Source organism: Streptomyces albospinus, from assembly GCF_014648695.1.
Classification (GTDB): Bacteria; Actinomycetota; Actinomycetes; order Streptomycetales; family Streptomycetaceae; genus Streptomyces; species Streptomyces albospinus.
The window spans coordinates 1-25,547 of sequence record NZ_BMRP01000025.1 but is presented as its reverse complement, the minus strand read 5'-3'; the positions used below and the strand labels follow the sequence as shown (position 1 = coordinate 25,547).

25 protein-coding genes and 1 riboswitch are annotated in these 25,547 nt (G+C 68.7%); of the genes, 12 read left to right on the top strand and 13 right to left on the bottom strand.

Annotated elements, in window-relative coordinates; genetic code table 11:
- Positions 1–24: 24 nt before the first annotated feature.
- Entirely contained in the window at positions 25–888 is an 864-nt protein-coding gene (locus IEZ17_RS28025; protein WP_189304877.1) for a MerR family transcriptional regulator, read from the bottom strand.
- A gap of 138 nt (positions 889–1,026) precedes the next feature.
- Here IEZ17_RS28025 and IEZ17_RS28020 point away from each other — a divergent pair, with 138 nt between their 5' ends.
- Positions 1,027–1,431, top strand: coding sequence for a nuclear transport factor 2 family protein (locus tag IEZ17_RS28020; RefSeq protein WP_189304875.1), 405 nt, complete (start codon positions 1,027–1,029; stop codon positions 1,429–1,431).
- 147 nt (positions 1,432–1,578) lie between these two features.
- Here IEZ17_RS28020 and IEZ17_RS28015 read toward each other — a convergent pair whose 3' ends face one another.
- From IEZ17_RS28015 to IEZ17_RS28005, 3 genes are all read right to left on the bottom strand, one after another.
- Entirely contained in the window at positions 1,579–2,052 is a 474-nt protein-coding gene (locus IEZ17_RS28015) for a flavodoxin family protein (RefSeq protein ID WP_189304874.1), read from the bottom strand.
- Between the two features lie 99 nt (positions 2,053–2,151).
- Positions 2,152–3,327, bottom strand: coding sequence for an NAD(P)/FAD-dependent oxidoreductase (locus IEZ17_RS28010; protein ID WP_189304872.1), 1,176 nt, complete (start codon positions 3,325–3,327; stop codon positions 2,152–2,154).
- A 157-nt stretch (positions 3,328–3,484) separates the two neighbouring features.
- A complete protein-coding gene (locus IEZ17_RS28005) occupies positions 3,485–4,294 on the bottom strand; it encodes a LysR family transcriptional regulator (protein WP_189304870.1) in 810 nt (269 codons plus the stop codon).
- 67 nt (positions 4,295–4,361) lie between these two features.
- Here IEZ17_RS28005 and IEZ17_RS28000 point away from each other — a divergent pair, with 67 nt between their 5' ends.
- Both IEZ17_RS28000 and IEZ17_RS27995 read left to right on the top strand, forming a co-directional pair.
- Entirely contained in the window at positions 4,362–5,258 is an 897-nt protein-coding gene (locus tag IEZ17_RS28000) for an NAD(P)H-binding protein (RefSeq protein WP_189304868.1), read from the top strand.
- Positions 5,255–5,944 (top strand): SDR family oxidoreductase, encoded by a 690-nt coding sequence (locus IEZ17_RS27995; RefSeq protein ID WP_189304866.1) that lies wholly within the window; start codon positions 5,255–5,257, stop codon positions 5,942–5,944. Before IEZ17_RS28000 ends, IEZ17_RS27995 begins: the two co-directional genes overlap by 4 nt.
- 303 nt (positions 5,945–6,247) lie before the next feature.
- Here IEZ17_RS27995 and IEZ17_RS27990 read toward each other — a convergent pair whose 3' ends face one another.
- The 5 genes from IEZ17_RS27990 to IEZ17_RS27970 form a co-directional block, all read right to left on the bottom strand.
- A complete protein-coding gene (locus IEZ17_RS27990; protein ID WP_189304864.1) occupies positions 6,248–7,594 on the bottom strand; it encodes an ammonium transporter in 1,347 nt (448 codons plus the stop codon).
- A gap of 39 nt (positions 7,595–7,633) precedes the next feature.
- Positions 7,634–9,004 (bottom strand): ammonium transporter, encoded by a 1,371-nt coding sequence (locus tag IEZ17_RS27985; protein WP_189304863.1) that lies wholly within the window; start codon positions 9,002–9,004, stop codon positions 7,634–7,636.
- Positions 9,005–9,697: 693 nt separating this feature from the next.
- On the bottom strand, positions 9,698–10,006 hold the full coding sequence (gene ureA / locus IEZ17_RS27980; protein ID WP_189304861.1) for an urease subunit gamma: 309 nt from the start codon (positions 10,004–10,006) through the stop codon (positions 9,698–9,700).
- An 881-nt stretch (positions 10,007–10,887) separates the two neighbouring features.
- A complete protein-coding gene (locus IEZ17_RS27975; protein WP_229852719.1) occupies positions 10,888–11,493 on the bottom strand; it encodes a GNAT family N-acetyltransferase in 606 nt (201 codons plus the stop codon).
- Positions 11,494–12,028: 535 nt separating this feature from the next.
- A complete protein-coding gene (locus tag IEZ17_RS27970; protein WP_189304859.1) occupies positions 12,029–12,685 on the bottom strand; it encodes a class I SAM-dependent methyltransferase in 657 nt (218 codons plus the stop codon).
- Positions 12,686–13,008: 323 nt separating this feature from the next.
- Here IEZ17_RS27970 and IEZ17_RS27965 point away from each other — a divergent pair, with 323 nt between their 5' ends.
- Entirely contained in the window at positions 13,009–14,346 is a 1,338-nt protein-coding gene (locus tag IEZ17_RS27965; RefSeq protein ID WP_189304857.1) for an FAD-dependent oxidoreductase, read from the top strand.
- Between the two features lie 303 nt (positions 14,347–14,649).
- Here IEZ17_RS27965 and IEZ17_RS44245 read toward each other — a convergent pair whose 3' ends face one another.
- Positions 14,650–15,762 (bottom strand): sensor histidine kinase, encoded by a 1,113-nt coding sequence (locus tag IEZ17_RS44245; protein ID WP_189304855.1) that lies wholly within the window; start codon positions 15,760–15,762, stop codon positions 14,650–14,652.
- On the bottom strand, positions 15,759–16,457 hold the full coding sequence (locus IEZ17_RS27955; protein WP_189304853.1) for a response regulator transcription factor: 699 nt from the start codon (positions 16,455–16,457) through the stop codon (positions 15,759–15,761). Before IEZ17_RS27955 ends, IEZ17_RS44245 begins: the two co-directional genes overlap by 4 nt.
- A 181-nt stretch (positions 16,458–16,638) precedes the next feature.
- Between IEZ17_RS27955 and IEZ17_RS27950 the strand changes: the two genes are divergently transcribed.
- From IEZ17_RS27950 to IEZ17_RS27915, 8 genes are all read left to right on the top strand, one after another.
- On the top strand, positions 16,639–17,643 hold the full coding sequence (locus IEZ17_RS27950; RefSeq protein WP_189304851.1) for a DUF1259 domain-containing protein: 1,005 nt from the start codon (positions 16,639–16,641) through the stop codon (positions 17,641–17,643).
- Between the two features lie 194 nt (positions 17,644–17,837).
- Positions 17,838–18,881, top strand: a complete 1,044-nt coding sequence (locus IEZ17_RS27945; RefSeq protein ID WP_229852718.1) for a YncE family protein — start codon at positions 17,838–17,840, stop codon at positions 18,879–18,881.
- 362 nt (positions 18,882–19,243) lie between these two features.
- Positions 19,244–19,555, top strand: coding sequence for a hypothetical protein (locus IEZ17_RS27940; RefSeq protein ID WP_189304849.1), 312 nt, complete (start codon positions 19,244–19,246; stop codon positions 19,553–19,555).
- Positions 19,556–19,618: 63 nt separating this feature from the next.
- A riboswitch (cobalamin riboswitch) is annotated at positions 19,619–19,766 on the top strand.
- A gap of 41 nt (positions 19,767–19,807) precedes the next feature.
- A complete protein-coding gene (locus tag IEZ17_RS27935) occupies positions 19,808–20,023 on the top strand; it encodes a CbtB domain-containing protein (RefSeq protein ID WP_229852717.1) in 216 nt (71 codons plus the stop codon).
- Between the two features lie 25 nt (positions 20,024–20,048).
- Positions 20,049–20,921 carry a CbtA family protein gene (locus IEZ17_RS27930; protein ID WP_189304847.1) on the top strand — a complete coding sequence of 291 codons (873 nt, stop codon included), beginning with the start codon at positions 20,049–20,051 and terminating at the stop codon, positions 20,919–20,921.
- Positions 20,918–21,670, top strand: coding sequence for a (2Fe-2S)-binding protein (locus tag IEZ17_RS27925; RefSeq protein WP_189304845.1), 753 nt, complete (start codon positions 20,918–20,920; stop codon positions 21,668–21,670). The genes IEZ17_RS27930 and IEZ17_RS27925 overlap by 4 nt, the downstream gene beginning before the upstream one ends.
- Positions 21,667–21,924, top strand: coding sequence for a hypothetical protein (locus tag IEZ17_RS27920; RefSeq protein WP_189304843.1), 258 nt, complete (start codon positions 21,667–21,669; stop codon positions 21,922–21,924). The genes IEZ17_RS27925 and IEZ17_RS27920 overlap by 4 nt, the downstream gene beginning before the upstream one ends.
- Positions 21,924–22,148, top strand: a complete 225-nt coding sequence (locus IEZ17_RS27915) for a helix-turn-helix domain-containing protein (protein WP_189304841.1) — start codon at positions 21,924–21,926, stop codon at positions 22,146–22,148. Before IEZ17_RS27920 ends, IEZ17_RS27915 begins: the two co-directional genes overlap by 1 nt.
- Positions 22,149–22,383: 235 nt before the next feature.
- Here IEZ17_RS27915 and IEZ17_RS27910 read toward each other — a convergent pair whose 3' ends face one another.
- On the bottom strand, positions 22,384–23,676 hold the full coding sequence (locus tag IEZ17_RS27910) for a glycosyltransferase (protein WP_189304839.1): 1,293 nt from the start codon (positions 23,674–23,676) through the stop codon (positions 22,384–22,386).
- Between the two features lie 468 nt (positions 23,677–24,144).
- Entirely contained in the window at positions 24,145–24,990 is an 846-nt protein-coding gene (locus IEZ17_RS27905) for a class I SAM-dependent methyltransferase (RefSeq protein WP_229852716.1), read from the bottom strand.
- Positions 24,991–25,547: the final 557 nt, after the last annotated feature.

Genomic DNA, 25,547 nt, shown 5'->3' with positions numbered 1-25,547 from the left:
GTGTGGCAACAGGCGTGATGTGCCCTACACCGTTGCGGACGACTGGGCTGCGGTGCCGTGGTCGGTGACGCCGGTGCGGAAGACCGGCCAGCAGACTTCGGTCCGCCAGAGCTCGCTATCCGGGGTCTGGCGCCGGCCGACCAGGTAGTACTCGCGGATCGGGCCGTCGACGGCGAGCGCGTGGCGCGAGACGTACGCGGCCAGTGCGCCGTAGGCGCGATCGACCTCGGAAGGCGGGCCGCTGTGTTCGATCACGGCGAGCTCCGCCGGCGGCACGTGTAGCGGTTCGACCCGGCCGAGCGGCCGGATGGGGCCGTTGCAGGGCACGAAGACGGTGGCCTGTCCCCGGTGCAGGGTGAACAACTCGTCCGCGTACACCCCACCGGCATGGCCGGTCTCCCGCAGCCCCTGGCTCGCCACGGTTGCGTACAGTTCGCCGAGGGCGCCCTGGAACCAGGCCGCGACGTCCTGGGCCTCGACCGTCGCCGTGACCGCCGCGGCCTCTACCGCGCCGACGCTGCGCAGTTCGATCCTGGGCGCGTCCCCGGATGCCGGTGGCGTCAGCAGATCGTGCAACGCCGCGACCGCGCGCTGGGTGCGGCCCAGTTCTTCCTCCAGACGGCGCAGGTGCGCGCCGATGTGCCGGTTGCGGGTCTCCACATCCGCCGCGGCCAGGACGGTCCTGATCTCCTCCAGGGGCATCCCGAGGTCCCGGAAGCGGCGCACCACCTGGGCTGTGGGGATCTGCTCGGCTGTGTAGCGCCGGTAGCCGGTCTGCGGATCGACCTCGACCGGTTCCAGCAGGCCGATCTCGTGGTAGTGGCGCAGGGTCTTGATGGTCATGTGGGTGGCGCGCGAGAAGTCGCCGATCGACAGATAGCTGGTCACCCGTCGATTGTGCCCCTCCCCCAGGGGGAGAGTCCGACGGCGCCGTCCCCCTTGACCCTCCCGCGACGGCCGCCCGGAGCCTGATGGGCACGGCCGGAACCCGGCAGATCACCTATCGAGCAAGGGAGTTGACCAACCATGCCGCAGACCATCGTCACGGATGTCGACCAGATCGTGCAGCGCTATGTCGCCGTCTGGAGCGAGCCGGACACCACCGAACGCAGGCGTGCCGTCGCCGAGCTGTGGGCCCCGGACGGCGTCGAGTTCGTCGAAGGCACCCGGTTCCGCGGCCACGACGGGCTGGCGGACCGGGTCGCGGAGGCGTACGGGCTGTTCGTCGCCTCCGGCGAGTACCACATCACGGGCGACAACCACGTCACCGTTCATGACGACGTCGTCGTGTTCACCATCCAACTGACGTACGCCAACGGCCCGCACGCCGACGAGTTGGCCTGGGCCGCCCGGGTCTTCCTCGTGCTGGACGACGACGGCCGGATCCTCCAGGACTACCACCTGACCGTCCAGCCGCTGCCCGAGGCGTAGGGACTGTTCCAGGCGATGCGCCGGATCAGCCCGGCCTGATCCGGCGCATCGCCTGGCACGGTGCGACCGTCCGCACCGCAACCGAAACGGCAAGGCAGCGTCCAGGCGTACGACGCCCCTCGATCACGCGGTGTACTGCCAGACCGGTCAGGACACCGAACCGATCCGAGGCCGTAGGTTTTCGGCATACGCGCGGGCCGCCTCCAGATCGGTGGCGTTCGGCCGTTCCTTGTTGATGCCGCCGACGAGCTTGAACGCAAGCCAGGTGTCGAACCCGCGGCACGAGAAGGTGTCGGCCACCTCGAAGCCCTTCTGTTCGAGAGTCCGCACAACGGGGCGGGTGAAGGGCCGGATCCGCGGTGCGGGCAGGCCACTGGTGGCGAACACGAACGCCCTGCGCCGTTCCCCCTTCGGGAGTGACCGGACGAACCGGCGCAGTCGTGGGTGGAAGTTCTGGAGGTAGATCCCCGAGCCGAAACCCACGAGGTCGTACGTGGAGAGCTCTGCGGTATCGACCTGTTCAGGGGCGACGACAGGGGCCTCCAGGACCTGGCCCATGACGTCGGCGATCCGCTGCGTGTTGCCGTGCGACACGGAGGTGCACACGATGATGGCCTTCATGATGTTGCTCCTCTCCCTTCCACTTTCACTTCCACGATTTCGGTGTGGTGCTGGTCGGTTCGGGCGACGGGCTCGCCTTCCCATCGAAACGCACCTCGCTCATCGGGCTGCGACCGGGGGCGGCGCGGGCGCCGTCGGGGTCGGGCCGGGAAGCCACCGGTAGGCGCGCGGGAACCGCATCAAGGTGATGGTGTAGCGGCAGACGCGTTCTTTGACCACGGCCGCCACCCGTCCGGACAGTACGAACTCTCGAGGGGTGTCATCGCGGTGTGTGGCCTGGATGAACCCGTCACGCCGACCGAGGCTCATGGCCTGTCCGGTCATGCCGATCGACACCGGTGCCGGTCGTTCACCCCGTATCAACGCGAGCACCGTGTCGGCGCCGTGGGCACCCATGGGAATCGCTGCCTGACAACTCATCCGCAGCTGATCCCCGACATGCCCGGGCGGTGCGACAGCGTCACCGGCACCGACGATCCGCGGATGTCCCGCGCACACCAAGGCATCGTCGGTGCGCAGGCGGCCGTCGGGAGCCACCGGCAGACCACTGCGCAGTGCCAGGTCCGGCACGTCGAACGAGCCTGCCCAGACCGTGCAATCGCTGGGCAGCCGGCCGGCGTCGGTCTCGACGCCATCCGCGCGGACTGCGGTGACCCGCAGTCCGGTGCGCAGGACAACCCCAGCGTTCGCGAGCTTGCGTTCAATGATCGTCCGGCTCGACTCGGGGAGCCCTGAGGCGACCGACTGCGAGACCAACTCGACCCTCAAAGAGGGGTACCGGTACGCGATTTCAGCCGCACTCTCGATCCCTGTCAGACCACCACCGATCACCACGACATGCGCCCTGGCGGGCAGTTGCCGCAGTCGTGTGCGCAATGACGCGGCGCCATCGAGGTCGGCGATACTCCACGCGTTCTCGGACCCGGCCAGGCCGCTGGCAGCCGTGCTGCCCACCGCGTACAGCAGATGGTCGAAGTCGAGTGCGCCACCGTCATCGAGGAGCACCGATCGCTCCGCAATCGCATCCACCGTCGCCACCCGCAGTCGCACATCCCGGTGCAGCAGACCGCTCAGGGGTCGCACCGCGTTCGCCACACCCGCTGCGTGCTCGTGCAACCGGACACGTTCCACGAACTCCGGCCGAGGATTGACCACCGTCACCCTCACGTCCGACCGGTTTACGGCCGCCAGCCGATTCGCGGCCATCACACCTGCGTAGCCTGCGCCGACCACTACCACCCGCGCCAACACAACCACCTCCGATCCGATCGACATCACACCTTCAGGACACCGGAGGCGCGACGATTGTGACATCGGAGGAGTGTGGCGACGGTCACAAGGGGGGTTGCGGTGGAGCGGGGCGGTGACTTCGAGCGGTAGCTGGCCGAGGCTGCGAATGAACCCCCGGGTCAGGAAGGTCTGCCGTAACCGCTCAGGTGTTCCGCAGTGTCGCGGTGGCGATGTCCACGAAGTCGCGCAGTAGCTTCTCGCGCCGGTCCGCGGCAACGGCCAGGCAGGTCTCGATCCCTGGGGCGTCTGTGACGGGGAGGTGGGCGAGGTCGGGGCGGGAGTAGGACCGCGCGACGCTCAGCGGGACGAGCGCGATGCCGTGTCCGGAGGCGATGAGCTCGAACTTCTCTTCAAGCGACGACGTCCGCCGCTTCGGTACGTCGAGCATCCGCTCGCCGTCGAGGTCTGCGGAGGTGAGCTCCTGACGGCACGCCAGGGGGTGTGCCGCGGGCATGCAGGCGACCTTGGGCTCGTGGCCGATGGGAACGATGCGCAAGCCCGACTCGTCGAACGACCGCCGCAGGTAACCGACTTGGGCGCGACCGTCGCGAAGCGGCCGGTCCGGCTCCCACCAGCGTGCCGGGACGACGTCGGTCTCGACGCCCGGGTGGCGCGACGTGAACGCCCGGATCGCATCCGACACGTGCAGCCCGGGGGAGAAGGCGACCACGAGCCGTTGGGCGCCCTGGTCGACGTCGCGGACGCGCTGGACCGCCGCGGCGACCGACGGGAGGATCTGCTGCGCTTCGTCGTAGAGCTGTTTTCCGGCGGCGGTCAGCTCCACGCTGCGGGTGGTCCGCACGAGCAGCGTGCACCCCAACTCCTCCTCGAAGGACCTGATCTGACGGCTGAGCACCGGCTGGGCGATATAGAGCTGCTCCGCCGCCCGGCCGAAGTGCCGGTGCTCGGCCACCGTGGCGAAGTAGCGAAGCTTGCGCAGATCGAGATCCATGCCCTGAAGGTATCAATTGTCGGGAAGGGTATTGGACGCCGCGGACGGCCGCCCCGAGACTCGACGCATGATCGTCATTACCACTCCCACCGGCCAGATCGGCAGCCGGCTCCTGGAGATCCTCCTCGACGAGACCCGCACGCGCGGCGAAGAGCTGCGCGTCATCGTGCGTGACCCCGGGAAACTCCCCGACGCGGTCCGCGCCCATGTCGACGTCGTCACCGGATCGCACGGCGACGCCGAGGTCGTCGACCGGGCCTTCGCCGGCGCGGACGCCGTCTTCTGGCTGGTTCCGTCAAACCCACAGGCGCCGAGCCTGGACGCCATGTACTCCGGGTTCACTCGCGCCGCCGCGAAGGCGTTCACGACCCATGGGGTCGGACACGTCGTCGGCGTCTCGGCGCTCGGCCGCGGAACCCCCGTCGCCGGCCGCGCCGGGCACGTGACCGCGTCGCTGGCCATGGACGACCTCATCGCGGGTACGGGCGTGGCCTACCGCGCGCTCGCCAACCCGACATTCATCGACAACCTGCTGTGGCAGGTGGCTTCGATCCGCGACGATGGCGTGTTCACCGGCACCGTCGCCGCCGACCGCAAGGCACCGACAGCCGCCACCCGGGACATCGCCGTGGCCGCGGCCGGCCTGCTGCTCGACCGCTCGTGGACGGGGACGGGCGAGGTCCCGGTGCTGGGCCCGGAGGACCTTTCGCCGAACGACCTGGCGCGCATCATGTCCGACGCACTCGGCCGCCCGATCCGCTACGAACGGCAGACGCTCGACGAATTCCGCACCGCATTCGCCGGACACGGCATCGGGGACGCGCTCGTGCAGGGTTACCTCGACATGATGCGCGCCAAGGACGACGGCCTCGATGACGGGGTGCGGCGCACCCCGCAGACCGCGAGCCCGACGACCTTCCGCGAGTGGTGTGAGCAGGTCCTCAAGCCGGCGGTCCAGGCATGAGCGCCGGGACCGCTCTCATCGTCGGGGCGTCCCGGGCCCTCGGGCTCGGCCTGGCCGCCGAGTACGCGCGCCGAGGTTGGGACGTCATCGGGACCGTCCGGGGCGATCGGCACACCGGCCTCCACGACCTGGCCGAGGCATCCGGTGGTCGAGTCACCGTCGAGTCGCTGGACATGACGAAGCCGGAGGAGATCGATGCGTTACGCGAACGCCTGGCGGAGCGCACCCTCGACCTGCTGTTCGTCAACGCCGCCATCACACGGGGCGACATCCCCGTCGGCGAGGTCCCGACGGAGATGTTCATCGAGGTCATGGTCACCAATGCGCTCAGCCCGATGCGCGTGATCGAGTCCTTCCGTTCGCTGGTCGCGCCGACCGGGACCATCGGCGTCATGTCCTCGCGCCAAGGCAGCCTCAGCCTGAACACCAACGGCGGTCAGGACGTCTACCGCGCCAGCAAGTCCGCCCTGAACCAGCTGATGCGCAGCTACGCCGCCCGGTACGCCGACGCCGCACACACGCTGCTGCTCATGTGCCCCGGCCATGTCCGCACCGAACTCGGCGGACCCGACGCGCCGTTGACCATCGAGCAGTCCATCCCCGGCGTGGCGGACACGATCGACCGCCACGGCGGCGAACCGGGCCTGAAATTCCTGAACTACCAGGATCAGCCCGTGCCCTGGTAGGAGTCGTCGGAGTGACCTCCCCGGCCAGGTGACGACCAGTAACTCGACATCCGTGAACCGTACTTGCTACCTCCAAGCCGACTACTTCGCCGTCAGACCGCCCCCATCCGGATACGCGGGAACAGGAACACACTCACCACACAGAGCGCCGTCACTCCGAGCCGGAAACCCTCTCATGCTGTAGCGGCACCGACGATCGCACCGGACGAGAGGCCGCACGAACGATCAGGCGCAACAGCAATGGGCTGCCGCAAGAGCCGTGGCTCAGGCGGCAGCCCATGGTGGGGGCTGACCTTCAGGCGATCAGTCCCGCAGCTGCTCCGGGTCGGCCGCCAGGATGCGGCGGACCTGGTCGAGCAGTGCGCTCGCATCCGGCTCGGACGCGCCCTCGTCGACACCGCTGCCGCGGAGGGCGTCGGCGATCTCCTTGAACTGGACGTCCCAGTCGTTCTGGTAGACCTGCTCGTGTTCCTCGGCCCCGTGCGACTGGCGGAGGCCGATGGTGAGGTCAACCACCTTCCCGATCAGGGCGGTCATGGCGAACGAGAACAGCCCGATGACCAGCACGGCTACCAGCTGCTTGCCGAGCAGGTCCCAGCCGCCGCCGTAGAACAGGCCCTTCTTGCCGGTCATCGTTCCGGTCGCCGCGAGGCCGACCATCACCATGCCGAACAGCCCGCCCCAGCCGTGGATGCCGACCACGTCCAAGGTGTCGTCGACTCCGAAGCGGTACTTCCAGCTGATCGCGAAGGCACAGGTCAGACCGGCCAGGAAACCGATCGCGACAGCCCAGAACGGGGTGACGTCGCCGGCAGCCGGGGTCATCGCGACCATGCCGGTGACGGCACCCATGCTGATGTCGAGCAGACCGACCTGTCGGGTGCGCCAGTAGCTGGTCACCGCCCAGCCCGCCATGGCGGCACCGGCGGCGAACTGGGTGTTGACGAAGCCCATCGCCGCCGCGCCCGGCACGCCGAGGGAGGAGCCGGTGTTGAACCCGAACCAGCCGAACCACAGCAGGGACAGGCCGATGACCACCAGCGGAAGGTTGTGCGGGCGGATCGGCTGGCGCTCGAAGTCCGCACGCCGCCCGGCGACCGCGGCCAGTGCCAGGCCGGCCGCGCCGGAGGCGAGTTCGACCACCGTACCGCCGGAGAAGTCGACGGCGCCGAGCTGCCTGGACACCCATCCGTCCGGCGCGAAAACCCAGTGCGCCATCGGGACGTAGACGAGCAGGGTCCAGGCGCAGACGAAGACCAGCCAGCCGTTCATCTTGGCCCGTCCCGCCACCGAGCCGCTGATCAGCGCGACCGTCACGATGGCGAAGGACATGTGGAAGACCGAGAAGGTCACGGTGGGTATGTCGCCGGTACGGCTTTCCAAGCCCATGCCGGACATGAAGACATGGTCGAGCCCGCCGATCAGCCCGAGCCCGCCCGCGTCCTTGCCGAAGGCGAGGGTGTAGCCGAGCGCGAACCAGACGATGCTGACCAGCACCACACAGCCGAAGCACATCTTGAGCATGGTGATGACCTGACCGGTCTTCACCATGCCGCCGTAGAAGAAGGCCAGTCCCGGGGCCATCAGCAGCACCATGGCCGCGGCCATGATCAGCCAGGAGGCGTTGCCCGTGTCGAAGATGTGGGACATGTCAGTTCCTCGATTCGACGGACTGGGGGTGAGCAGTCGTCACTTCTCCTGCTCCCGTCGCTGGAGGACCTCCCGGAGCTCGGCCAGCAGCTCGGTGTCGGCGCTGCCGGAACCGGCCTTCGCGCCACCCGTGCCCACGGCGACGGGGACCCGTGCCTGCACCAGCCGCCGGCGGATCTCGGCGATGGTCTCGTCGTCGTACGCCTGCTCCTCCTCCGCGCCGGGGACATGCTCGTAGTCCTCGGCAGCCCGGAAGCCCACCGTTCTCTCGACGGCCTGGGCGATGAGCCAGGTCACGCCGAAGGAGAAGGCCGCGCACACCACCACGCCGACGGCCTGGCGCCACAGCAGGTCGATGCCGCCGCCGTAGAACAGGCCCTTCTTGCCGCTCATCTGGAAGGTGGCGAACAGGCCGATACCCAGGACACCGACGATGCCGCCCCAGCCGTGCACGCCCACCACGTCCAGGGTGTCGTCGTAGCGCAGCTTGTACTTGAGGTTGATCGCGAAGGCGCAGACCACGCCCGCGACAAACCCGATCACCAGGGCACCGATCGGGGAGACCTCACCACAGGCCGGGGTGATGGCGACCATGCCCGCCACGGCCGCCGAAGCCACACCGAGCATCTCGACGTGTCCGAGCCGCCACTTCTCGATCAGCGGCCAGCCGACCATCGCGCCGCACGCTGCGAGCTGGGTGTTGAGGAAGGCCATCGGCGCACTGCCACCGGATTGCAGCGCGGAGCCGGCGTTGAAGCCGAACCAGCCGAACCACAGCAGTGCGAGACCGACCACGACCAGCGGCAGGTTGTGCGGCCGGATGGTCTCGCGTTCGAAGTCCTTGCGCTTGCGGACCACGATCGCCACCGCGAGGCCGGCCGCACCGGAGTTGATCTCCACCGGCATACCACCGGCGAAGTCCAGAGCGCCGAGGTGGGCGGTGACCCAGCCGTCGGGCGCGAACACCCAGTGCGCCATCGGCACATAGACGAAGAGGGTCCACGCCACGACGAACCACAGCCAGCCGCGCATGGTCGCGCGACCGGCGATGGAGCCGCTGATCAGGGCCACGGTGATGATGGCGAAGGCCATCTGGAAGGCGGAGAAGATGACGGTGGGGATGGAGCCGTTCAGGCTGGTCATCCCGATGTCGTGCATCATCCAGTGCGCAGGGGAGCCGATCAGGCCCCAGCCGCCGACGTCCTTGCCGAAGGCCAGGCTGTAACCGATGGCCAGCCACAGCAGGGTGACCAGGGCCAGACAGACGAAGCTCATCTTGAGCATGACCAGCACATGCTTGGTCTTGACCATGCCGCCGTAGAAGAAGGCAAGGCCGGGCGTCATCAGCAGCACCATGGCGGTACTCGCCATGAGCCATGCGGTGTTGCCCGTATCGAGAGTGGTAGGCATCCGAGTCTTTCCGGGTAGGGTCGCCGTGCTTGATCGGCACGGTGGCGGTCGGGCAAGGGGGGATGGGCGTGCGGGTCAGGACGTGCGCATCACCAGGGCCGTTACGTCGATCAGGAGCCGGCGTACGGCATCAGGCGCCGGCGTACGGCATCAGGCGCCGGTGGACGGCCGGGGTAACCGTGGGGGAGTCGGTGCCAGGACACGGGACCAGGTCCCGGAGTCCTGGGACAGCACGGTCTCCCCGGACAGGACGTTGACCGAGGGAGCGGCGTCGACCGCGGTGCGCCGGGAGCACCGTGAGTTGCGCGGTAGGGGATGGTCGCCTCGGGGAGGTACTCGACGTGGCTGTCCTCGGCGGTGGCCCGTGTTACCGAAGGACTCGGCCAGGGCGATCCGGCTCTGAGCGGACAGCCCGGTCAGCCGGCGCAGTGCCCGTGCTGCGGTGGCGGCAATTCGTGGCCCCCGGCCCGGCGGTAGGGGGATGGGCACTGCGCAGACCGGCAGATCCGACAGCATGGGCGCGTCGGTGACCGCGTGCGTGAGATCCCGGCCCACGGCGACGGTGCGGAACGCGGGCCCATCGCTGGTCAGTGGCCTCGGCCTGCGGGCCCTGGCACTCTCGTTCCCTTCGAACAGGACGAGAGCGGCGGGCTCTGGATGCCCCGGGCCGGATCGCGGAGCCGGTCTCATCTCTCAGGCACCGATCGGAACATGACAGAGGATGAGCTTGGTGCCGTCCATGAAGGCGGCCTCGATCTGGAGCGGCGGGCGCTTGTCGCAGGTGCCGGGCATGACGTCCTCAGCGGCGACGATCTTCTTCCCGAGCTCCCTGTACTCGGCGGCGATGGTCCTGCCGTCCCTGACCGCTTCGAGGATTCCTTCGCTGATCGGTGCGACGGCCTCGCTGTAGTTCCGCGTCACGCCGCGAGCACGGCGCCGGTGGGCCGGATCGGCGACCACGTGGTCGCAGAGCCTGTCGATCTCCAGTGGAGCGAGATTCATGGAGGCGCTCCTTCTGCGGGTGCGGGGACGTCCGCGCGGTGGGGCGCGTGGCACCCGTGAGGACTTTTTCCGTAATGTGGAAATCCAGTTCCGTTTGAGATGCAACGTAAGGGTGCCCAGAGGGTTCGTCAACGCATGGCCGACGGGCTTGGGCTTTTCTTTATCTGTGGCCGCGAGCGAAAGTGAGCTGGCGAGCGACCGATCAAGGGAAATCGGTGACTACCGCATGGTGTGTGACGGTCGGAGTCGGTTTGTCGTTTACCTGCGTGGGCCGGGGGCGGCGAGGGCATGCCGCCCCCGGGGGCATTCGCCCGCCCCGGACCTCTTGCCGGAACCCGAGCGCCCGCGCTGTTTTCGGAGCACGGCAACGGCGTTGACGTTGTCGAGCCCTGTCGCACCGTTCGGACGTCGTCGTGACATACAGCCGATCTACCCGAAAATGAACGGTTGCCTCCCGGACGAGACCTCCAACAAGCCTGAGGGCGACGGCGAGATGAACCGCACCGTCACCAGGAGGATCCGTTGCGGCTGCTGGCCCGTGGATGGACGTGGGGCGGGTGCCTCACACTGGAGCGTTCTTCTGACGGCTCCTGCCGGGTCGGGCGGAGCAGTTCATGGTCTGGCAGACGTGCTCGGATGGCGTGACCTCGGCGGGTGTCGCTGGGCTCGGACCCTTCTGCGTGGAACGGTGCCGCGCCGCGGAACGCATTTTCAACGCGTTCACGCACTCGGAACGTAACTGTCTTCCCTCGCTGGCTACTTACTCGGTTTCCTGGAAGAAACGGACGGTCGACGGCGGGTTCAGCGCGGCCGGCGGGGGAGTGCGGGTATGGCCACGGCATGGTCAGGGCCCGGGTCTCGGATTCCGGACAACCGGCGGCTCACCACAACTTGTCGATCTCCCCGGGATACAGCTCGATGCGGCTGTCGCGGAACGATGCCTCGGCCTGCCGGGCAACGGACGAGAAGAAGTCGGCCATCGTGACCTTGTCGAAGCCGGGCTGGTCGCTGGGGAACGGATTTTGCGGCGTCCCGCCGACCAGGACGGCCCCGGGAAGAAGCCGCCAGCCCGCACTCTCGTAGAACGCCTGGAGCGGGCCGTCGCAGGTGTACAACCCCAGGTCCAGCTTCCGCGCGATCATCGTCTCCCGGGCCGCTGCCACCAGGCGCCGGCCATGCCCGCGGCCACGGGTCTCCCGCCGCGTCACCACCGTGCTCAGCCCGCCGACGGCAAAGCGTCCACCTGCGTGGACGATCTCCTTGGTCAGGATGTCCAGGGCAGCCAGCACCGTCCCGTCGTCGACGAGCAGCATCGACAGCGGTCGCAGCACAGGATCGTGGGCCGGAGCGTCGGGCGGAACAACCGACCCAGGCGGGGACGGCCACGCCTGCTCCTGGATCTCCCGCACCTGCACACGCAGCTCGGACGGAGTGGCTTCTTCAGGAAACGAAAGGATCTGCACGCGCCGATTCTCTTCGCCCACCACACAGGCGCAAGGGATTTACCCGGCGCTCAGCCCTGACCCGGCTCAGAAACCCGCCTCGACGCCTTCATGGCCCGCGCGGTGCGCGAGGGCGTCATCCGCTGCGGCCTTCCGGGCCGCTGGGCCCGCTCCCCGCTCATCCGCCTCACCGACATCGCCTCACGCGGGATGCCGGAGCTGACCACCGCGTGCGGAATCAGGACGAGCGGGTTCGGGGGCCCCGAGCGAGTGCCGGCTGGCCGTTTTCCAGGGAGCGCCATGAGCGCCTCGTCACCCGACCAAGCTCCGTCCGTAGGCCGTGACCACGGGAGCGAAGCCGCGGGCCGACCAAGGACTGAGGCGGCCAACTCCAACTGAAAGACGACATCACGACCCGTGGCCGGCCCCGGTCGTGACCGCCCTAGTGGAACAAGCCCTGGCGGATCCCGCGAACGCCCTCTCCATACCCATGAAATGGCGGAGTTGGCGGCACGTGGTGAGAACCGTGCCCGTGCGCACGAGCCCGTGAAGCCGGGATGACGTGAGACGGAGAGGCCGCTCAACGGCGATGCCATACCAGTGTGTAGCGCCAGAACAGCCGACGGCGCAGTCGTGCGCCGGGCAGGACTGCCTGGGTCTCTCGGACGATGTCGGGGAAGGCCATGTCCGCTGGTCGGGTCATGGCCGTCATCGACAGCGGACGGGGTGCTGCGCGGCCCCTGTTCTTGAGCCAGCCCAAGGTGGCGTTGAGTGGACTGGCCATGGCTCCAAGCAGATGGTCGCCTGGCGTCGTCGGGCGCGACAGCCCGAGAATCACGAGGGTTCCGCCGGGCGCCAGGTGCTTGCGGAAGACGTTGAGCGCATCGGTGAACGGCAGATGATGGATCGCAGCGACGCACGTGATGACGTCGTAGGAGTCCGAGGGGATCTCGGTCAGCGCGTCTGCGGTCGTGAAGGTGACGGGAGTTGCCGGAGGGGTCAGTTCTTGTGCCTGGGCGGTGATCCTCGGGTCGGAGTCGATGCCGTGCACCGTGCCGGCGCGCTCGGCCAGGAGCCTGGCCAGGTCGCCACTGCCGGAGCCGACGTCCAGGGCACTGTCGAAGCGTCGGGGGAGCTGTCGCAGGAGCCAGGGATGGTAGTGGGCGTTGTGGTCCCAAGGGTGCGCGGCATTGAACCGGTCGAGAGCCCGGAGGACGCGGTGCGGCAGGGTCGTCATGCCGTCACTCCATCAAGATCCTGGTGCCTGCGTCACCTCAAGGGCCGGACGACTGGGTCCGCTGGGCAGCAACGGCCAACGCAGTGAGGCGGATCGGCCCCGGATGCCGTGGTAGTTCCACCACTCCCTGCGCAGCGTCAGCGGAGAATGCGCGCTGAACGTGGAGATCCGTGATGCGGCTCGCAACGGTCGCGTTCTGTCAGTGCGGGACGTCGTGGATCCCACGCGCGGCGAGGCGCATTGAGCGCTGGCGAGTGCGCCCTGGCGCTCACTCACGGTGTGCGGGAGGATGCGGAACGCGATCAACAGAGGAGGGGTGTGCATTGACGGCCGATGCAATGGGCAATGCGGTGGTGGTGGGAGCCGGGGTTTCCGGATTGCTCGCCGCTCATGCGCTGGCGAGGCGCTTCGACCGCGTAACGGTGATCGAGCGGGACGAGTTCACCGACGGGGAGGCCGCATTCCGGGCCGGGGTACCGCAGTCGAGGCATGTGCACGTGCTGTGGTCGCGCGGCGTGGCGGCGCTGAATGCGCTGCTGCCAGGTGTCGTCACAGACCTCGAAGCGGCCGGTGCCGTCGTCATCGAGGCCCCTGAACAGATGCGCTGGCTCTCTCCTGCGCAGTGGTTCACCGGCGTGCCGGGATCGCACTACCTGTCCGCCTCACGCGAGCTGCTGGAGTCGACTCTGCGACGCAGGATCGCCGACCGGTCCACGATCACCATCATGGCCCGCCATGAGGTGACCGGACTCGTACCGGCGCGGGACGCGGGGGCGGTGGCCGGCGTACGGCTGCGTGAGCGAGGCACGGACGAAGAGGAGTTCACGCTGCATGCAGGGCTGGTGGTCGTCGCCGCCGGTCGCAGTTCCCGCACCGCGGACTGGCTGCACCGGCTCGGATATGCCACGCCGACCACGGACCGGTTCGATGCGCATCTCGGCTACTCCTCCCGCTACTACCGACGCCCGGCCGCCGAGGGCGGCTGGAAGGCGATGTACGTGCAGGGCAACCCGGACCTGCCGCGCGGCGGGGTGATCGTTCCGATCGAGGGCGGGCGATGGTTGGTCACGCTCATTGGACAAGGCGAACATCAGCCGCCGATCGAGGAGAAGGACTGGCTGGCCTTCGCCTCATCCTTGCGTTCCGACGAGCTCTCGGAGGCGCTCACGGACGCGGAGCCGCTGTCGGACGCGGTCGCCTTCCGGGCGACGGCGAACGAGTGGACGCACTTCGAGCGCGCGAAACGGTGGCCGCGCGGGTTTCTCGTGGTCGGGGATGCGCTGTGCCGGTTCAACCCGGTCTATGGGCATGGCATGACGGTCGCGTCGCTGCAAGCTCAGGTGATCGCCGACCAGATCTCGGCACGTGAGCCGGTGGAAATCGCGGCTCGGGCGCGGGAGATGCAGAAAGCCGTGGCGAAGTGCCCACAGGCCGCCTGGATGATCGCCACGGGAGAGGACTCGCGGTATCCGGGCACGGACGGGCCGAAACCGGGCCGGCTCGGCAAGATGCAGCAGGACTACATGTCCCGTGTGCTCTCCGCGGCCAATACCGACCCAGTGGTATCCGAAGCGTTTTTCGCCGTGCTATCGCTCAACCGCCGTCCCGAAACGCTGCTGAAGCCGCGGATCGCGCTACGCGCCAGCCGTCGTCGGACGTAACCTTCCGCATTCCGGCTGCGCAGGCGAGAACGAGTTGTGGCGCAACAAACGCACTCGACCTCCGGCCCGAGGCGCCAGCCAGGCGGCCTGGCCGACCACCTGGCTGTGCGCCACGAGAGACTGCGGTGAGGGCGGCGATCGCTGCTCCGGTACGCGAACATGGTCGCTGCCGTCGTCTGCTGAGCCTTTGTCCGGAACAGGGAGTGGCCGCCGAGGTCGAACACCGACGGCAGATGGGTGTCGGCCCTCCCCACAGTCACCCCGCACTGGAGGCAACCAGGGTTGCGTCCAGTGCGGGGTGCATCAAGCGGCACGGGGCGGATGAGGGAGGGCGGGGAGGGTGATCCATACGACGGCGCCGCCGTCGGGGTGGTTGTAGGCGCCGTAGTCGCCGCCTGCGGCGCGGGCGATGGCGGCGGTGATGGCCAGTCCGAGGCCGGTGCCGGTGGTGGCGCGGGAGCGGTCGGCCTGGGTGAAGCGGTCGAAAGCGTGCGGGAGGAAGTCGGGCGGGAAGCCGGGGCCGTGGTCGCGGACCTCGACGCGGACCTGTCCCTCATGGGCCGCCATTTCGTGGGCCGGCTTCTCGTAGGGGCGAGCGGTGACTTCCACGGGGCCGCGGCCGTGCTGCTGCGCGTTGTGGATCAGGTTCGTCACCGCTCGTTCCAGGCGATCGTGCGGGACGGCGGCGGTCAGTTCGGCGGGGCAGCCGACGGTGACGGCCGTGGCGGGGGAGCCGTTGCGCAGGCGGGCGGCCACGCGGTGCAGGAGCCGGGCCAGGTCGGGCACCGCCGACCCGGCGGGCGTGGTGTCGCAGCGATCGGTGCGGGCCAGGAGCAGCAGGTCCTCGGAGAGCTGGACGAGCCGTTCGGTCTCCTCATGGGCGGAGACGAGGGCGGCGCGCAGCTCGGCGGCGTCGCGGGGGTGGCGTAGGGCGAGTTCGATCTCGGTGCGCAGCAGGCTGAGCGGGGTGCGCAGTTCGTGGCTGGCGTCGGCGACGAAGAGCCGTTCGTGGTCGAGGGCGGTCTGGAGGCGGGTGAGCATGTCGTTGAGGGTGGTGGCGAGGCGGGCGATCTCGTCGCGGCTGGGCGGTACGTCGAGGCGGTAGCCGGGGGTGTCCTCGGTGACGGCGGCGGCTTGGGTGCGCATGCGTTCCACGGGGCGGAGGGCCGCGGCGGCCAGCAGGTAGGCGCCGATGGTGGCGAGCACGAAGACGAGGGGCAGGGCGGTGAGCAGTTCGCGCACCAGGTCGTCGAGGGCTTCCTGCTGGGCCTGGCGGGCGATGCCGGTGACAGGGCCGTATTCGCTCTGGGACTCGCGGAAGCGGCTGAGGGTGAGGTAGCCGGCGCCGGCCAGGACCAGGGCCATCACGGCGGCGAAGATCGCGGTGAGGCGGATGCGGAGCGGGATGCGGTTCATGACGTGCGGGTGGGGGTGCGTCCGCCGTCGCGGCGGATCCGGTATCCGGCGCCGCGTACGGTCTCGACGGCCCGGGTGCCGTAGGGGCGGTCGATCTTGTCGCGCAGGGCCTTGATGTGGGCGTCGACCACGTTGGAGCCGGGGCAGGTGCCCAGGTCCCAGCAGCGCTCGACGAGCATGGCACGGGTCAGCACCGTGCCGGGCCGGTGCATCAGTGCCTCCAGGAGGGCGTACTCCTTGCCGGTCAGCGGAATCTCCTCGTTGCCGCGCCGCACCGTCCGGGTGGCCGGGTCCAGTGACAGGTCGCCGGCCGTCAGCACGGTGGGGCGTTCGACGGGGCCGCGGCGGATCAGGGCCCGCAGCCGGGCCATCAGTTCGTCCAGGCTGAACGGTTTGGTGAGGTAGTCGTCGGCACCGCCGTCCAGACCGTGCACCCGGTCGGCGACCGCGTCCTTCGCCGTGAGCATCAGCACGGGCAGCCAGATACCGCGTCGCCGGAGGGTCGCGCAGACCTCGAAGCCGTCCAGGCCCGGCAGCATCACGTCCAGCACCATCGCGTCGTAGCCGGCCACATCGGTGAGGGCGAGGGCCTGCGAGCCGTCGGCGGCCACATCGACGGCATAGCCCTCCTCGGTCAGGGCCCGGCGCAGCAGGTCCCGCATCTTGGGCTCGTCCTCGACCACCAGGATCCGCATCGCACCATCCCTTGTCCGCCGCTGCCGCGCACATCGTCGCGCCTTTCAGGATCCCCGCCGCTGATGAAGGTGGCATGACGTCACCCGAGCGGGTCGATCTTCATGCCAGCTTCATCCGGGGCGGCTTCTCTGGCCACACAGACACCTTCGGCTTCGACGACGATCTCGACGAGGAGCGGTCATGTCACCCCGTTCGTTCACCAAGCCGGCCGCAGGGACCACGGCCGCGCTCCTCCTGGTGACGGGTGCCGGCCTGCTGACCGGCTGCGGCACCCAGACGAGAAGCGACGCCGCCGGCGGTACGAGCGTGGTCGCGGCGCAGGCCGCCTCCCGGAACCCCCACCCTCAGCAGCCAGTGCAGACCAAGGAGGCGGACTGGAAGCCGGTCGCCGACGCCCTCGGCCGCACCGGAACGCTGATGAAGGGCACCGTCTACCGCGTCCCGCTGCCCCGCAAGGACCTCAAGGTCACCACCGAGGGCGTCACCGTCAAGCCGGGCCTGTCCCTGGGCGGTTACGCGACGTTCGCCAAGTACCGGCACACGACCATGCTCATGGGCGATCTGGTCGTCACCGAGGACGAACTGCCCAAGGCCACCGATGCGTTGCAGGCCGCCGGCATCGAGCAGACCGCCCTGCACAAGCACCTGCTCCAGCAGTCCCCGGCGATCTGGTGGACGCACGTCCACGCCATGGGCGATCCGGTGAAGCTCGCCAGGGGCCTCAAGTCCGCCCTCGCCGCGACCTCCCTCCCGCCCGCCTCGCCGCCCCCGTCGACCCAGCCGCCCATTGCCCTGGACACCGCCGGCATCGACAAGGCACTCGGCCGCAAGGGCACTGCCGACGGCGGCATCTACAAGTTCACCGTCGCCCGCAAGAACACCATCGACGACGGGGAGCACGTGCTCCCGCCCGCCCTCGGCCTGACCACCGGCATCAACTTCCAGCCCCTCGGCGGCAACAAGGCCGCCATCAACGGCGACTTCGTCATGACCGCCCCCGAGGTACAGAAGGTCATCCAGGCGCTCCGCAAGGGCAACATCGACATCGTCGAGCTCCACAACCACTCCCTGGACGAGCACCCACACCTGTTCTACCTGCACTTCTGGGCCACCGCCGACGGAGTCACCCTGGCCAAGGCACTGCGCCCGGCCCTGGACGCGACCGCTCCGGCGCCCGCGTCATGACCGGCGCGCCCTGATCGGCACAGGCCGGATCGGTCGCCGTGCGGTGCGACGCTGTCGGCGTTGCTGGCCGCGTATCCCTCGCCGTATCCCTCGTCGTCGCGGTACTCGACGACCCGGCCGTCCCGCCGCCCGCCCCCACACGCAGCGGCAAGCCACCCTCGCCTCTCCTCCTCCCCCCCCGGGAAAGCCCGCACATGATCCGTCGTCTCAGCCTCCGCGCTCCGCTGGCCCTGATCGTGGGCCTGGTCCTCGCCGCCGTTGCCGTCGTGGCCGGCGTACTGCTCACCCGCGGCGGCAGCCGGCCGCCCAGGGTGGCGCTGCCGCTCCATGCGGCGAAGGAGATCTCCCTGCCGGGGGACAGCTCCCGCTTCGACTACGCGAGCCTCGACCCCGACCGCGGGCTGCTGTTCATCGCCCACCTCGGCGCGAGCCGGGTCATCGAGGTGGACGTGCACGCGGGCCGCGTCGTACGGACCATCGACGGCCTGTCCGGCGTCCACGGCGTGCTGGTCGTCCCCGCTCTGCACCGGGTGTACGCCACCGCCACCGACGCCAACCAGGTGGTCGCCATCGACGAGGCCACGGGCACCGTCCTGCACCGCAGCCCCACCGGCGACTACCCCGACGGGCTGGCCTACGACCCCGTGCACGGCACGGTGTGGACCACCAACGAATCCGGCGGCTCGGAGACCGTCGTCGACGCCGCCACCGGAGCGGCCCGCGGCACCGTCCCCCTGGGCGGCGAAGCCGGCAACGTCGCCTACGACCCCACCACCCGGCAGATGCTCGTCGACGTCCAGACCCGCAACGAGCTCGCCGTCATCGACCCGACCACCCTCCGCATCACCCGCCGCCTCCCCCTGCCCGGCTGCGACCACGACCACGGACTGATCCTCGCCCCGACCGACCGGATGGCCTTCATCGCCTGCGACGGCAACGCCCGCCTGCTCACCGTCGACCTGACCACCTGGCACATCACCGGAACCGACCAGGTCGGTGACGATCCCGACGTACTCGCCTACGACCCCGCCGCCGGGCACCTCTTCGTGGCCTCCGAGTCCGGGTGGGTCACCACCGCCGACAACCACGACCGGCACCTCACCATCACCGGCCGCGCCCACCTCGCCGCCGACGCTCATGTGGTCGCCGTCGACCCCACCACCCACCTCAGCTACTACCCCGTCCCGCACGGCCCCGGCGGACACCCTGCACTCCTCGCGTACCGGCCAGGACCGTGACACCTCCGAAGCCACTCATCGCAGTGGAGCGGGATCGAAATGTCTACCGAGTGACCCAGGGCGACTCAGATCTGGCGGAGGCCGCGGCGCCATGTGTCACTGCCGGCGCGCAGCCCGCCGGCGTTTCCGTCAGTCTCCAGCCGTGTCTCTGTTCGGAGTGCGGGGACGCGGCGTGGGTACCGGATCGAGCCGCCGATACGAGCAGCACGGCAGCCGATCCCCCCACTGCGACTGTCGTGAAAGCGCGTTGACATGGGGACGAGCCGCCACAGAGAGTCTGTAAGCCGTCTGTCATCCCCGCCGGATGTGCGCATGCGACGACCCGACTTCTCCCGGTGGGCGCCAGAGGAAGACCGGACCAGGTGTCGTCCCACAGCCGCCGGCTCCAGCGGATCGACCCCGGCGGGGAGCAGGTTGTCGTTCTCACCCGGCACGAGTACGACCGGCTCGAAGCCAGCCGCAGGCAGGTCGGCGCCCAGCACAAACGACTGCGGGCGATGCGTCAGCGACTGGACCGCCGGGACGTGCTCCTCGCCGATGCCGCGCTGGTCCTGGCCTCGGCAGAGGTGCATTCGTGCCCCGAGGCGGACCAGGCGGTGTCGCACACCGACGTCACATGCCGTGGCTGTCGCCTGCTGGCCGCCATCCGTGACGACACACGGCCCGTCCCCTGACGGACTCGCCGGCCAGGCGACGTCGGGGTGGGGTGAGGGCTGGCCCACATCGAGCAATTGTGTGATTGACGGACCACGTTGGGTGTCCGTACGCTCCTGGTGTAGTGACGGCATAAGGAAGCTGGTGAGAGTCCAGCACGGTCGCGCCACTGTGAACAGTCCCCTCTCCAGGGGCCTGAAGTCAGACACTTGGCCGTCATGACACGCCCCATTGGCTGAGGGACGCACGATCCCCGAAGGAGGCTCACACCCATGAGCAGCATGTCCGCACCCGCTTCCCTGTCCACCCCGGTCGTTCTGCCTGCCGCGAAGGCCGCGCTCTGGCTGGTCGGCACCGCGTTGATCGCGCTGGCCGTCTACTACTTCATCGGCGTCGACCAGGGCGCCTACTCCGTGTTCGGCAACGACATGCACGTCCACGAGTTCGTGCACGACGCCCGGCACTTCCTCGGCTTCCCCTGCCACTGATGGTCGCGAGCCCGGACACCTGAACATGGAGAAGAAACTCATCCTGCGCGGCGGCATCGCCGGCGCAGTCGCCGGTCTGCTCGCCTTCCTCTTCGCGAGGATCTTCGCCGAGCCCCAGATCGCAGCGGCGATCACCTACGAAAGCGGGCGCGACGCCGCCCAGGAAGCCCTGGACAAGGCCGCCGGAACAACGCCCGAGGCGGCCGGCCCCGACATCTTCAGCCGCACCATCCAGGCCAACGTCGGCATCGGCGTGGGCATGATCCTCTTCGGCATCGCCATGGGCGCCCTGTTCGCCGTCGCCTACGCCGTCTGCCTCGGCCGGGTCGGCAAGCTGCGCGCCCGCAACCTGGCCCTGCTGGTGGCACTCGGCGGCTTCCTCGGCATCTACTTCGTGCCGTTCGTGAAGTACCCGGCCAACCCGCCCTCCATCGGCCACCCCGACACCATCAAGGACCGCGGCAACCTGTATCTGGCCATGGTGGTCTGCTCGGTGGTCTTCCTGATCGCGGCGGTCTGGCTCGGCAAACGGCTCCAGCCCCGCTTCGGGAACTGGAACGCCACGCTGCTGGCCGGTGCCGCCTACGTCGTGGCGATCGGCATCGTGATGGCCCTGCTGCCCTCACTCGGCGAACTCTCGGTCAACGTGCAGGAGTACGGCCACCACGCCACCGAGACACCACTGCCCCTGACCGACCCCAAGGGCACCATCGTCTACCCGGGCTTCCCGGCCGACGTGCTGTTCTCCTTCCGCTTCTACTCCGTCGCCACCCAGGTCCTGCTGTGGGCGACCCTGGCCCTGGTCTTCGGACCCATGGCCGAGCGCCTGCTCAACCCGGCCAGGCAGACGTCGAAGAATCCGGCGTCCGCGCAGCCCCGACCAGCCGGCGTGGCATGACAGACACAGAACCGAGGGCCGCGATCCGGGAACAGATCGCGGCCCTCGGCCCGTTCTTCGCCTTCGAGACCCACGACGAAGGATCGGCGGCCACCGATCCCTGGCGGCCCATGAGCGAACTGGTGCAGGATCGCGAGGTCCTGCTGGACCGCGTGACGTCCGTCCGCGCGTTCCTGGCCGCGGGCAGTGGACGGCCACCCGAGGCGGTCGAGCTACGGGTCGCAGCCTCCGTGACCCACCTGGGACTGGTCGCGCGCCTCATCTCTCCAGTCATGGCTGCAACTCTGCACAGCTTGCCGCCATCTCTCCCTCTTGTTCGCGTGCGCTGGCAGCCCTCGCTCGGCGGAGCGTTCCCCCTGTCGATTCCGCAAGACGCACTGACACCCGGCAGTCGAACGGTCCTGGAAGCGACCAGCCAGATGGCGGGCGATCTGCTCGAAGGACCAATACGGGAGCTTGTCAGGGCAGTTGAGCCGCTGTCTGTGTCCCCCCGCATCCTGTGGGGCAACGTCGCCTCCGCGATCAACGGAGCAGCAACGGCCATCACCACCTCCGCCCCCTCCTGGGGACCACGAGCACACGAGGTCGCCGAAGTGCTCCTCAAGCACCAGTCGCTCCGTGACACCCACACCCGGACGGCTGGCGACGGACCGTTCCGGCGCCGCAGTTGTTGCTTGATCTACCGCGCCGCACCCGATGCGGCAGGAGCACTGTGCGGTGACTGCGTGCTCGGACCGAGGAGTTGTTGACGGGCCAAGCACTGAAGAACGCGCGCCGTCTGCTCGTCATCGCCGTGGTCATCCTCCTGATCGGCACGCTCCCTCCGGCCCTGGACGTCCTGACGACGAACCTCCTGGTCGATGGCACGCCCGTGGCGCAGGCCGTCCACACGCCCTATGCCATCGACAACGCGGCAGTCTTCGGGGCCGTGCTGAGCGCAGCCGCCGCCGCAGCGTTCCGCCAGGGTGCACGACTGCGCGCGGACACGGAAGGCCTGGTCTGATGCCGCCGGAGGAGCCACACGAGATCCACTGCCACCTCGACCGGCTGCTGGCCGATCACCAGATGACCCTGGCCGAGCTCGCCGAACGCGTCGGCGTGACGGTGGCGAACCTGTCGATCCTGAAGAACGACCGTGCCAAGGCAATCCGCTTCAGCACCCTGAGCGCGATCTGCCGCGAACTCCACTGCCAGCCCGGAGACATCCTCACGTTCGGCCCCCACTGAAGCGGTGTGACAGCCGCAGCCGTGCTGCCGCCGTGAGCAGCCCGATCCTCGACGTGCCTGCACCTGAACAACCACCGAAGATCGACGCCCGGAAGGCGAAGACCCCTCCTGACGCTCGCGCACGGCTCGGGAACCGGAGGGACGCCGGGTGAGCGAACCGTTGGTACGAGTCCCCGGACCAGCATCCGAGCGGCGTATCACGTTCCCGGCACGTCAACGGTCGTCTGATGCGGCACTAATAGGACTCCACCACGGTTTCGAGCACCTCGACGGCCTTGCCCACCCCGTCCTGGGCGGCAGCGCGGAGTCCGAACTGCTCCGCGCCTTGGGCCAGTTCGCGATCTCTCACGACGCGGGACAGTGCTTCGGCCAGACGCCCCGCAGTGAGGTCGTACTGCGGCAGAGGTGCCGGCGCCAGACCGAGGGCGTGCATCCGCCGAGCCCAGAACGGCTGGTCGAAAGTGAAAGGGCACACGACCTGCGGACGGCCCGATCGCAGGGCCGATGCGGTGGTTCCGGCGCCACCGTGATGAACGATCGCGGCCATGAGGGGAAAAACCTGCTCATGCGGCATCTCGTTCACGAAGAAGACGTCGTCGACGCCTCGGCCCTGCTTGTCGTCGGGAGCCATCACTCCACCCCATCCGGTGGCGATCACAGCACGCACCCCGGCCTGACGGACGGCCGCGAGAACGGCTCTGCTCTTCTCGGCAGAACGGCTCCCGGCCATACTGCCGAATCCGATGTACACGGGCCGTTTCCCCGCATCGAGAAACGAGCGAAGGTCCGCAGGCATGCGCCACTCGCCGGTCGCCGGCAGATGCCAAAAGCCCGTGGTGTGCGTGGTGGGGGGATACCGAGGTGTTCCGGGCAGCACACCGGGATCGAATGCCTGCAACACGGTGGCCGGCTTTCCGTCGGGCCGGGACAGAACACTGAGCTTGCTCCCGCGCCCCGACAGCCCCAGCGATTCGCGCCGCAGACGCGCCACTGCCGAGCCGTACAGACGGCGAACCGGCCACTCGGCGTAGGCATAGGAGGCCCGGCTCAGTGAAGTGGGCAGCCGCCTGGGTACCAACGGATTGACGAAGTCGGGGGTGGGCACCCAACCCGGCTGAAAGCACACCGGCACAGCAGGCACCTTCAGCCACTCGGCAAGGTGATGCGCCGGCACCCAGGGCACGAACACCACGACATCGGGGCGAGGCAGCCCTTTGACCTTGGCAATCAGATCTTCGAGGACCTTCACGTAGTGCGGCCTGCTCCGATGGAACCACCGCACTCCCCGCACCATGCCTCGTAGCCCGCGACGATCCTCATTGGCTCTCCGAACCACAGGATCGGCCAGGAGCTCCAGGGGCCCATCGACGATCGGAACGTAGGGCACCCCAGCCGAGCCGGCCAACTCCGCGAAGACTGACGGCCCGATCAGTGTCACTTCGTGCCCGGCTGCCTTCACACCGCACGCCAGCGCCAGATACGGCTGGACATCACCCCGCGAGCCATGGGTCACCAGCAAGACGTTCACTACAGCATTCCTTCCAGAAGCCGGTCGCTCGGCCGATGAGCTCCACCGGTTCAACCGCCTACAACTCGACGGCAAGAGACATCGCGACCGCCGCACCACGACGAGCTGTGCAAGACCGTACGAGCTCTTTCGAGCCGAGACTGGGTGTCAATCGGTCAACGACGTCCCGTTCAATATGTGACGCTCCCGTTGCTCGCTTTGGAGCAGGCCGTATCCTCTTCCGTGGGCCTGTTGGGCCCCATCAACGTGGTCGATCCACAGGACCTCGACACGGCCTTTCCTCTTCCGGGCGGGGCCGCAGCCGTCGGCTTCACTGCCGACGCCGTCAGTGAATTGCACATTGACGCTGTGGGGGGGCACTCTCGCGAATGCCACATGGGCCGACCAAGGTGCCTGACGTTCGTCGCGAAAATTTCCCGAGCGCCTGGGTGCAGGTTCGGGGGGCGAGCGGTGTGAATGTGCCGCTGGCTATTGATGGGCGAATTGCGCTACTGCCGTGACCAGTACCAGCGCGTTACGGACACCGATATGCGTGAGGAGGGGAGCCACCGTGCCGTGGTACAGGCCTCGCCCTGAGGGCGGCAGGAGTTGACGGACCGACGTAATGGCCGGATGGGCGGTGCGGACGCGTGGCAGTTCGCTGCGGTTGAGTCCCCATGGCATGGGCGGTGACGGAAATCCTCGTGAGGTACGCACGGCGCCGGTCAGCGAACGGGCGCTGAACCAGCGTGGCACGGTGTCGAAGACGAGGGAGCCGCCGGGAAAGGCTTCGGCGCAGCCGGCGATCAGGTCACGTACCTGGTGGGGGCGCAGGTACATCAGCAGACCCTGCGCAGTGATGAGCACACCACGCGAGCTGTCGACCTCGTCGCGCCAGGACAGGTCGAGTGCCGAACACGCGAGGGTGCGCCGGCGGTCGCCATCCGGCAGCAAGGACCGGCGCAGCGCGGCGGTTTCGGGCAGTTCGACGCCGAGCCATCGGGCTCGGCCGTTGTCGCAGCGCCAGAATTGGGTTTCCAACCCCTCGGCCAGGTGAACGATGGTGCCGTCGGGGTGGGTGGTGAGGAAGTCCCGTACTGCGGTGTCGAAGGTACGGACGCGCAGGGCGTGGCCTTGGGCGACGAGACCGATGGGGCGCCCGAAGTGCTTTTCGAAGGGGTAGTCGAGTGTGTCGACCAGTTCCGTGGCTTTGGGGTCGTGGAGCACCGGCCGGGGTCGGCGTGCCTCCCATGCCCGCTGATACAGATTCCACATCAGCATTTCGGGGACACCGCTCAGGGTGACGGTGTGCATGGCACCGTTGCCGCGGTCCATCTAGTCAGTCCTCCGTCGGCTCGACAGCTCCCCGTAATGGATGGAGCGGTTCGGGGCGGGTCGTCCCTCGAAGTCGCGTGGGCGACTCGCCGGTGTTCAGCACACGCCAGGGCCCTTAACGTATGTCTCATCAGACCTACGGAACGTGAAGAACACGCCTGCGCGGTCCGCGAGGCGACGTAGCCGATGACGAAGGGCGTGGACGAAGGGCGTATCCACGCCGGTGCCGAGGTCCACTTGCCGGGCTGCCGGTGGTTGCGGGGGAGGGCGAGTTGAGGAGGCCGCTGCGGACGGATGGGCAGTCGAGTGCTTCACCGCTCCGCCGTAACGCCGTGATCTCCATGCCCGTCCGGCCGGCGACACCGAGGGGGTGCGTCGCCAACTCCCACTGCGGGAGCTGGTTCCGACCGGAGGGATGGGCTGCCTCAAACGCTTGGTCGAGATCTGCACCTCAGCACTCCGTGCCCGTTCGCCGTCGCTTGACGAGAACAGGGTCCGCTAGTGTCCTGCGCCAGTAGTTGATCGTTAGTTGTTGTGTGACTTCTTTTTCTGCTGCT

What these genes read in the sequence shown, in the direction of transcription:
- IEZ17_RS28015 (WP_189304874.1), bottom strand. Translation starts at nt 2,052, where the DNA reads ATGAAGGCCATCATCGTGTGCACCTCCGTGTCGCACGGCAACACGCAG.
- IEZ17_RS28000 (WP_189304868.1), top strand. Translation starts at nt 4,362, where the DNA reads ATGATCGTCATTACCACTCCCACCGGCCAGATCGGCAGCCGGCTCCTG.
- IEZ17_RS28005 (WP_189304870.1), bottom strand. Translation starts at nt 4,294, where the DNA reads ATGGATCTCGATCTGCGCAAGCTTCGCTACTTCGCCACGGTGGCCGAG.
- IEZ17_RS44245 (WP_189304855.1), bottom strand. Translation starts at nt 15,762, where the DNA reads ATGAACCGCATCCCGCTCCGCATCCGCCTCACCGCGATCTTCGCCGCC.
- IEZ17_RS27985 (WP_189304863.1), bottom strand. Translation starts at nt 9,004, where the DNA reads ATGCCTACCACTCTCGATACGGGCAACACCGCATGGCTCATGGCGAGT.
- IEZ17_RS27995 (WP_189304866.1), top strand. Translation starts at nt 5,255, where the DNA reads ATGAGCGCCGGGACCGCTCTCATCGTCGGGGCGTCCCGGGCCCTCGGG.
- IEZ17_RS27955 (WP_189304853.1), bottom strand. Translation starts at nt 16,457, where the DNA reads ATGCGGATCCTGGTGGTCGAGGACGAGCCCAAGATGCGGGACCTGCTG.
- IEZ17_RS27935 (WP_229852717.1), top strand. Translation starts at nt 19,808, where the DNA reads ATGAGCAGCATGTCCGCACCCGCTTCCCTGTCCACCCCGGTCGTTCTG.
- IEZ17_RS27945 (WP_229852718.1), top strand. Translation starts at nt 17,838, where the DNA reads ATGATCCGTCGTCTCAGCCTCCGCGCTCCGCTGGCCCTGATCGTGGGC.
- IEZ17_RS27990 (WP_189304864.1), bottom strand. Translation starts at nt 7,594, where the DNA reads ATGTCCCACATCTTCGACACGGGCAACGCCTCCTGGCTGATCATGGCC.
- IEZ17_RS27925 (WP_189304845.1), top strand. Translation starts at nt 20,918, where the DNA reads ATGACAGACACAGAACCGAGGGCCGCGATCCGGGAACAGATCGCGGCC.
- IEZ17_RS27915 (WP_189304841.1), top strand. Translation starts at nt 21,924, where the DNA reads ATGCCGCCGGAGGAGCCACACGAGATCCACTGCCACCTCGACCGGCTG.
- IEZ17_RS28010 (WP_189304872.1), bottom strand. Translation starts at nt 3,327, where the DNA reads ATGTCGATCGGATCGGAGGTGGTTGTGTTGGCGCGGGTGGTAGTGGTC.
- ureA (WP_189304861.1), bottom strand. Translation starts at nt 10,006, where the DNA reads ATGAATCTCGCTCCACTGGAGATCGACAGGCTCTGCGACCACGTGGTC.
- IEZ17_RS27970 (WP_189304859.1), bottom strand. Translation starts at nt 12,685, where the DNA reads ATGACGACCCTGCCGCACCGCGTCCTCCGGGCTCTCGACCGGTTCAAT.
- IEZ17_RS27950 (WP_189304851.1), top strand. Translation starts at nt 16,639, where the DNA reads ATGTCACCCCGTTCGTTCACCAAGCCGGCCGCAGGGACCACGGCCGCG.
- IEZ17_RS27930 (WP_189304847.1), top strand. Translation starts at nt 20,049, where the DNA reads ATGGAGAAGAAACTCATCCTGCGCGGCGGCATCGCCGGCGCAGTCGCC.
- IEZ17_RS27905 (WP_229852716.1), bottom strand. Translation starts at nt 24,990, where the DNA reads ATGGACCGCGGCAACGGTGCCATGCACACCGTCACCCTGAGCGGTGTC.
- IEZ17_RS28020 (WP_189304875.1), top strand. Translation starts at nt 1,027, where the DNA reads ATGCCGCAGACCATCGTCACGGATGTCGACCAGATCGTGCAGCGCTAT.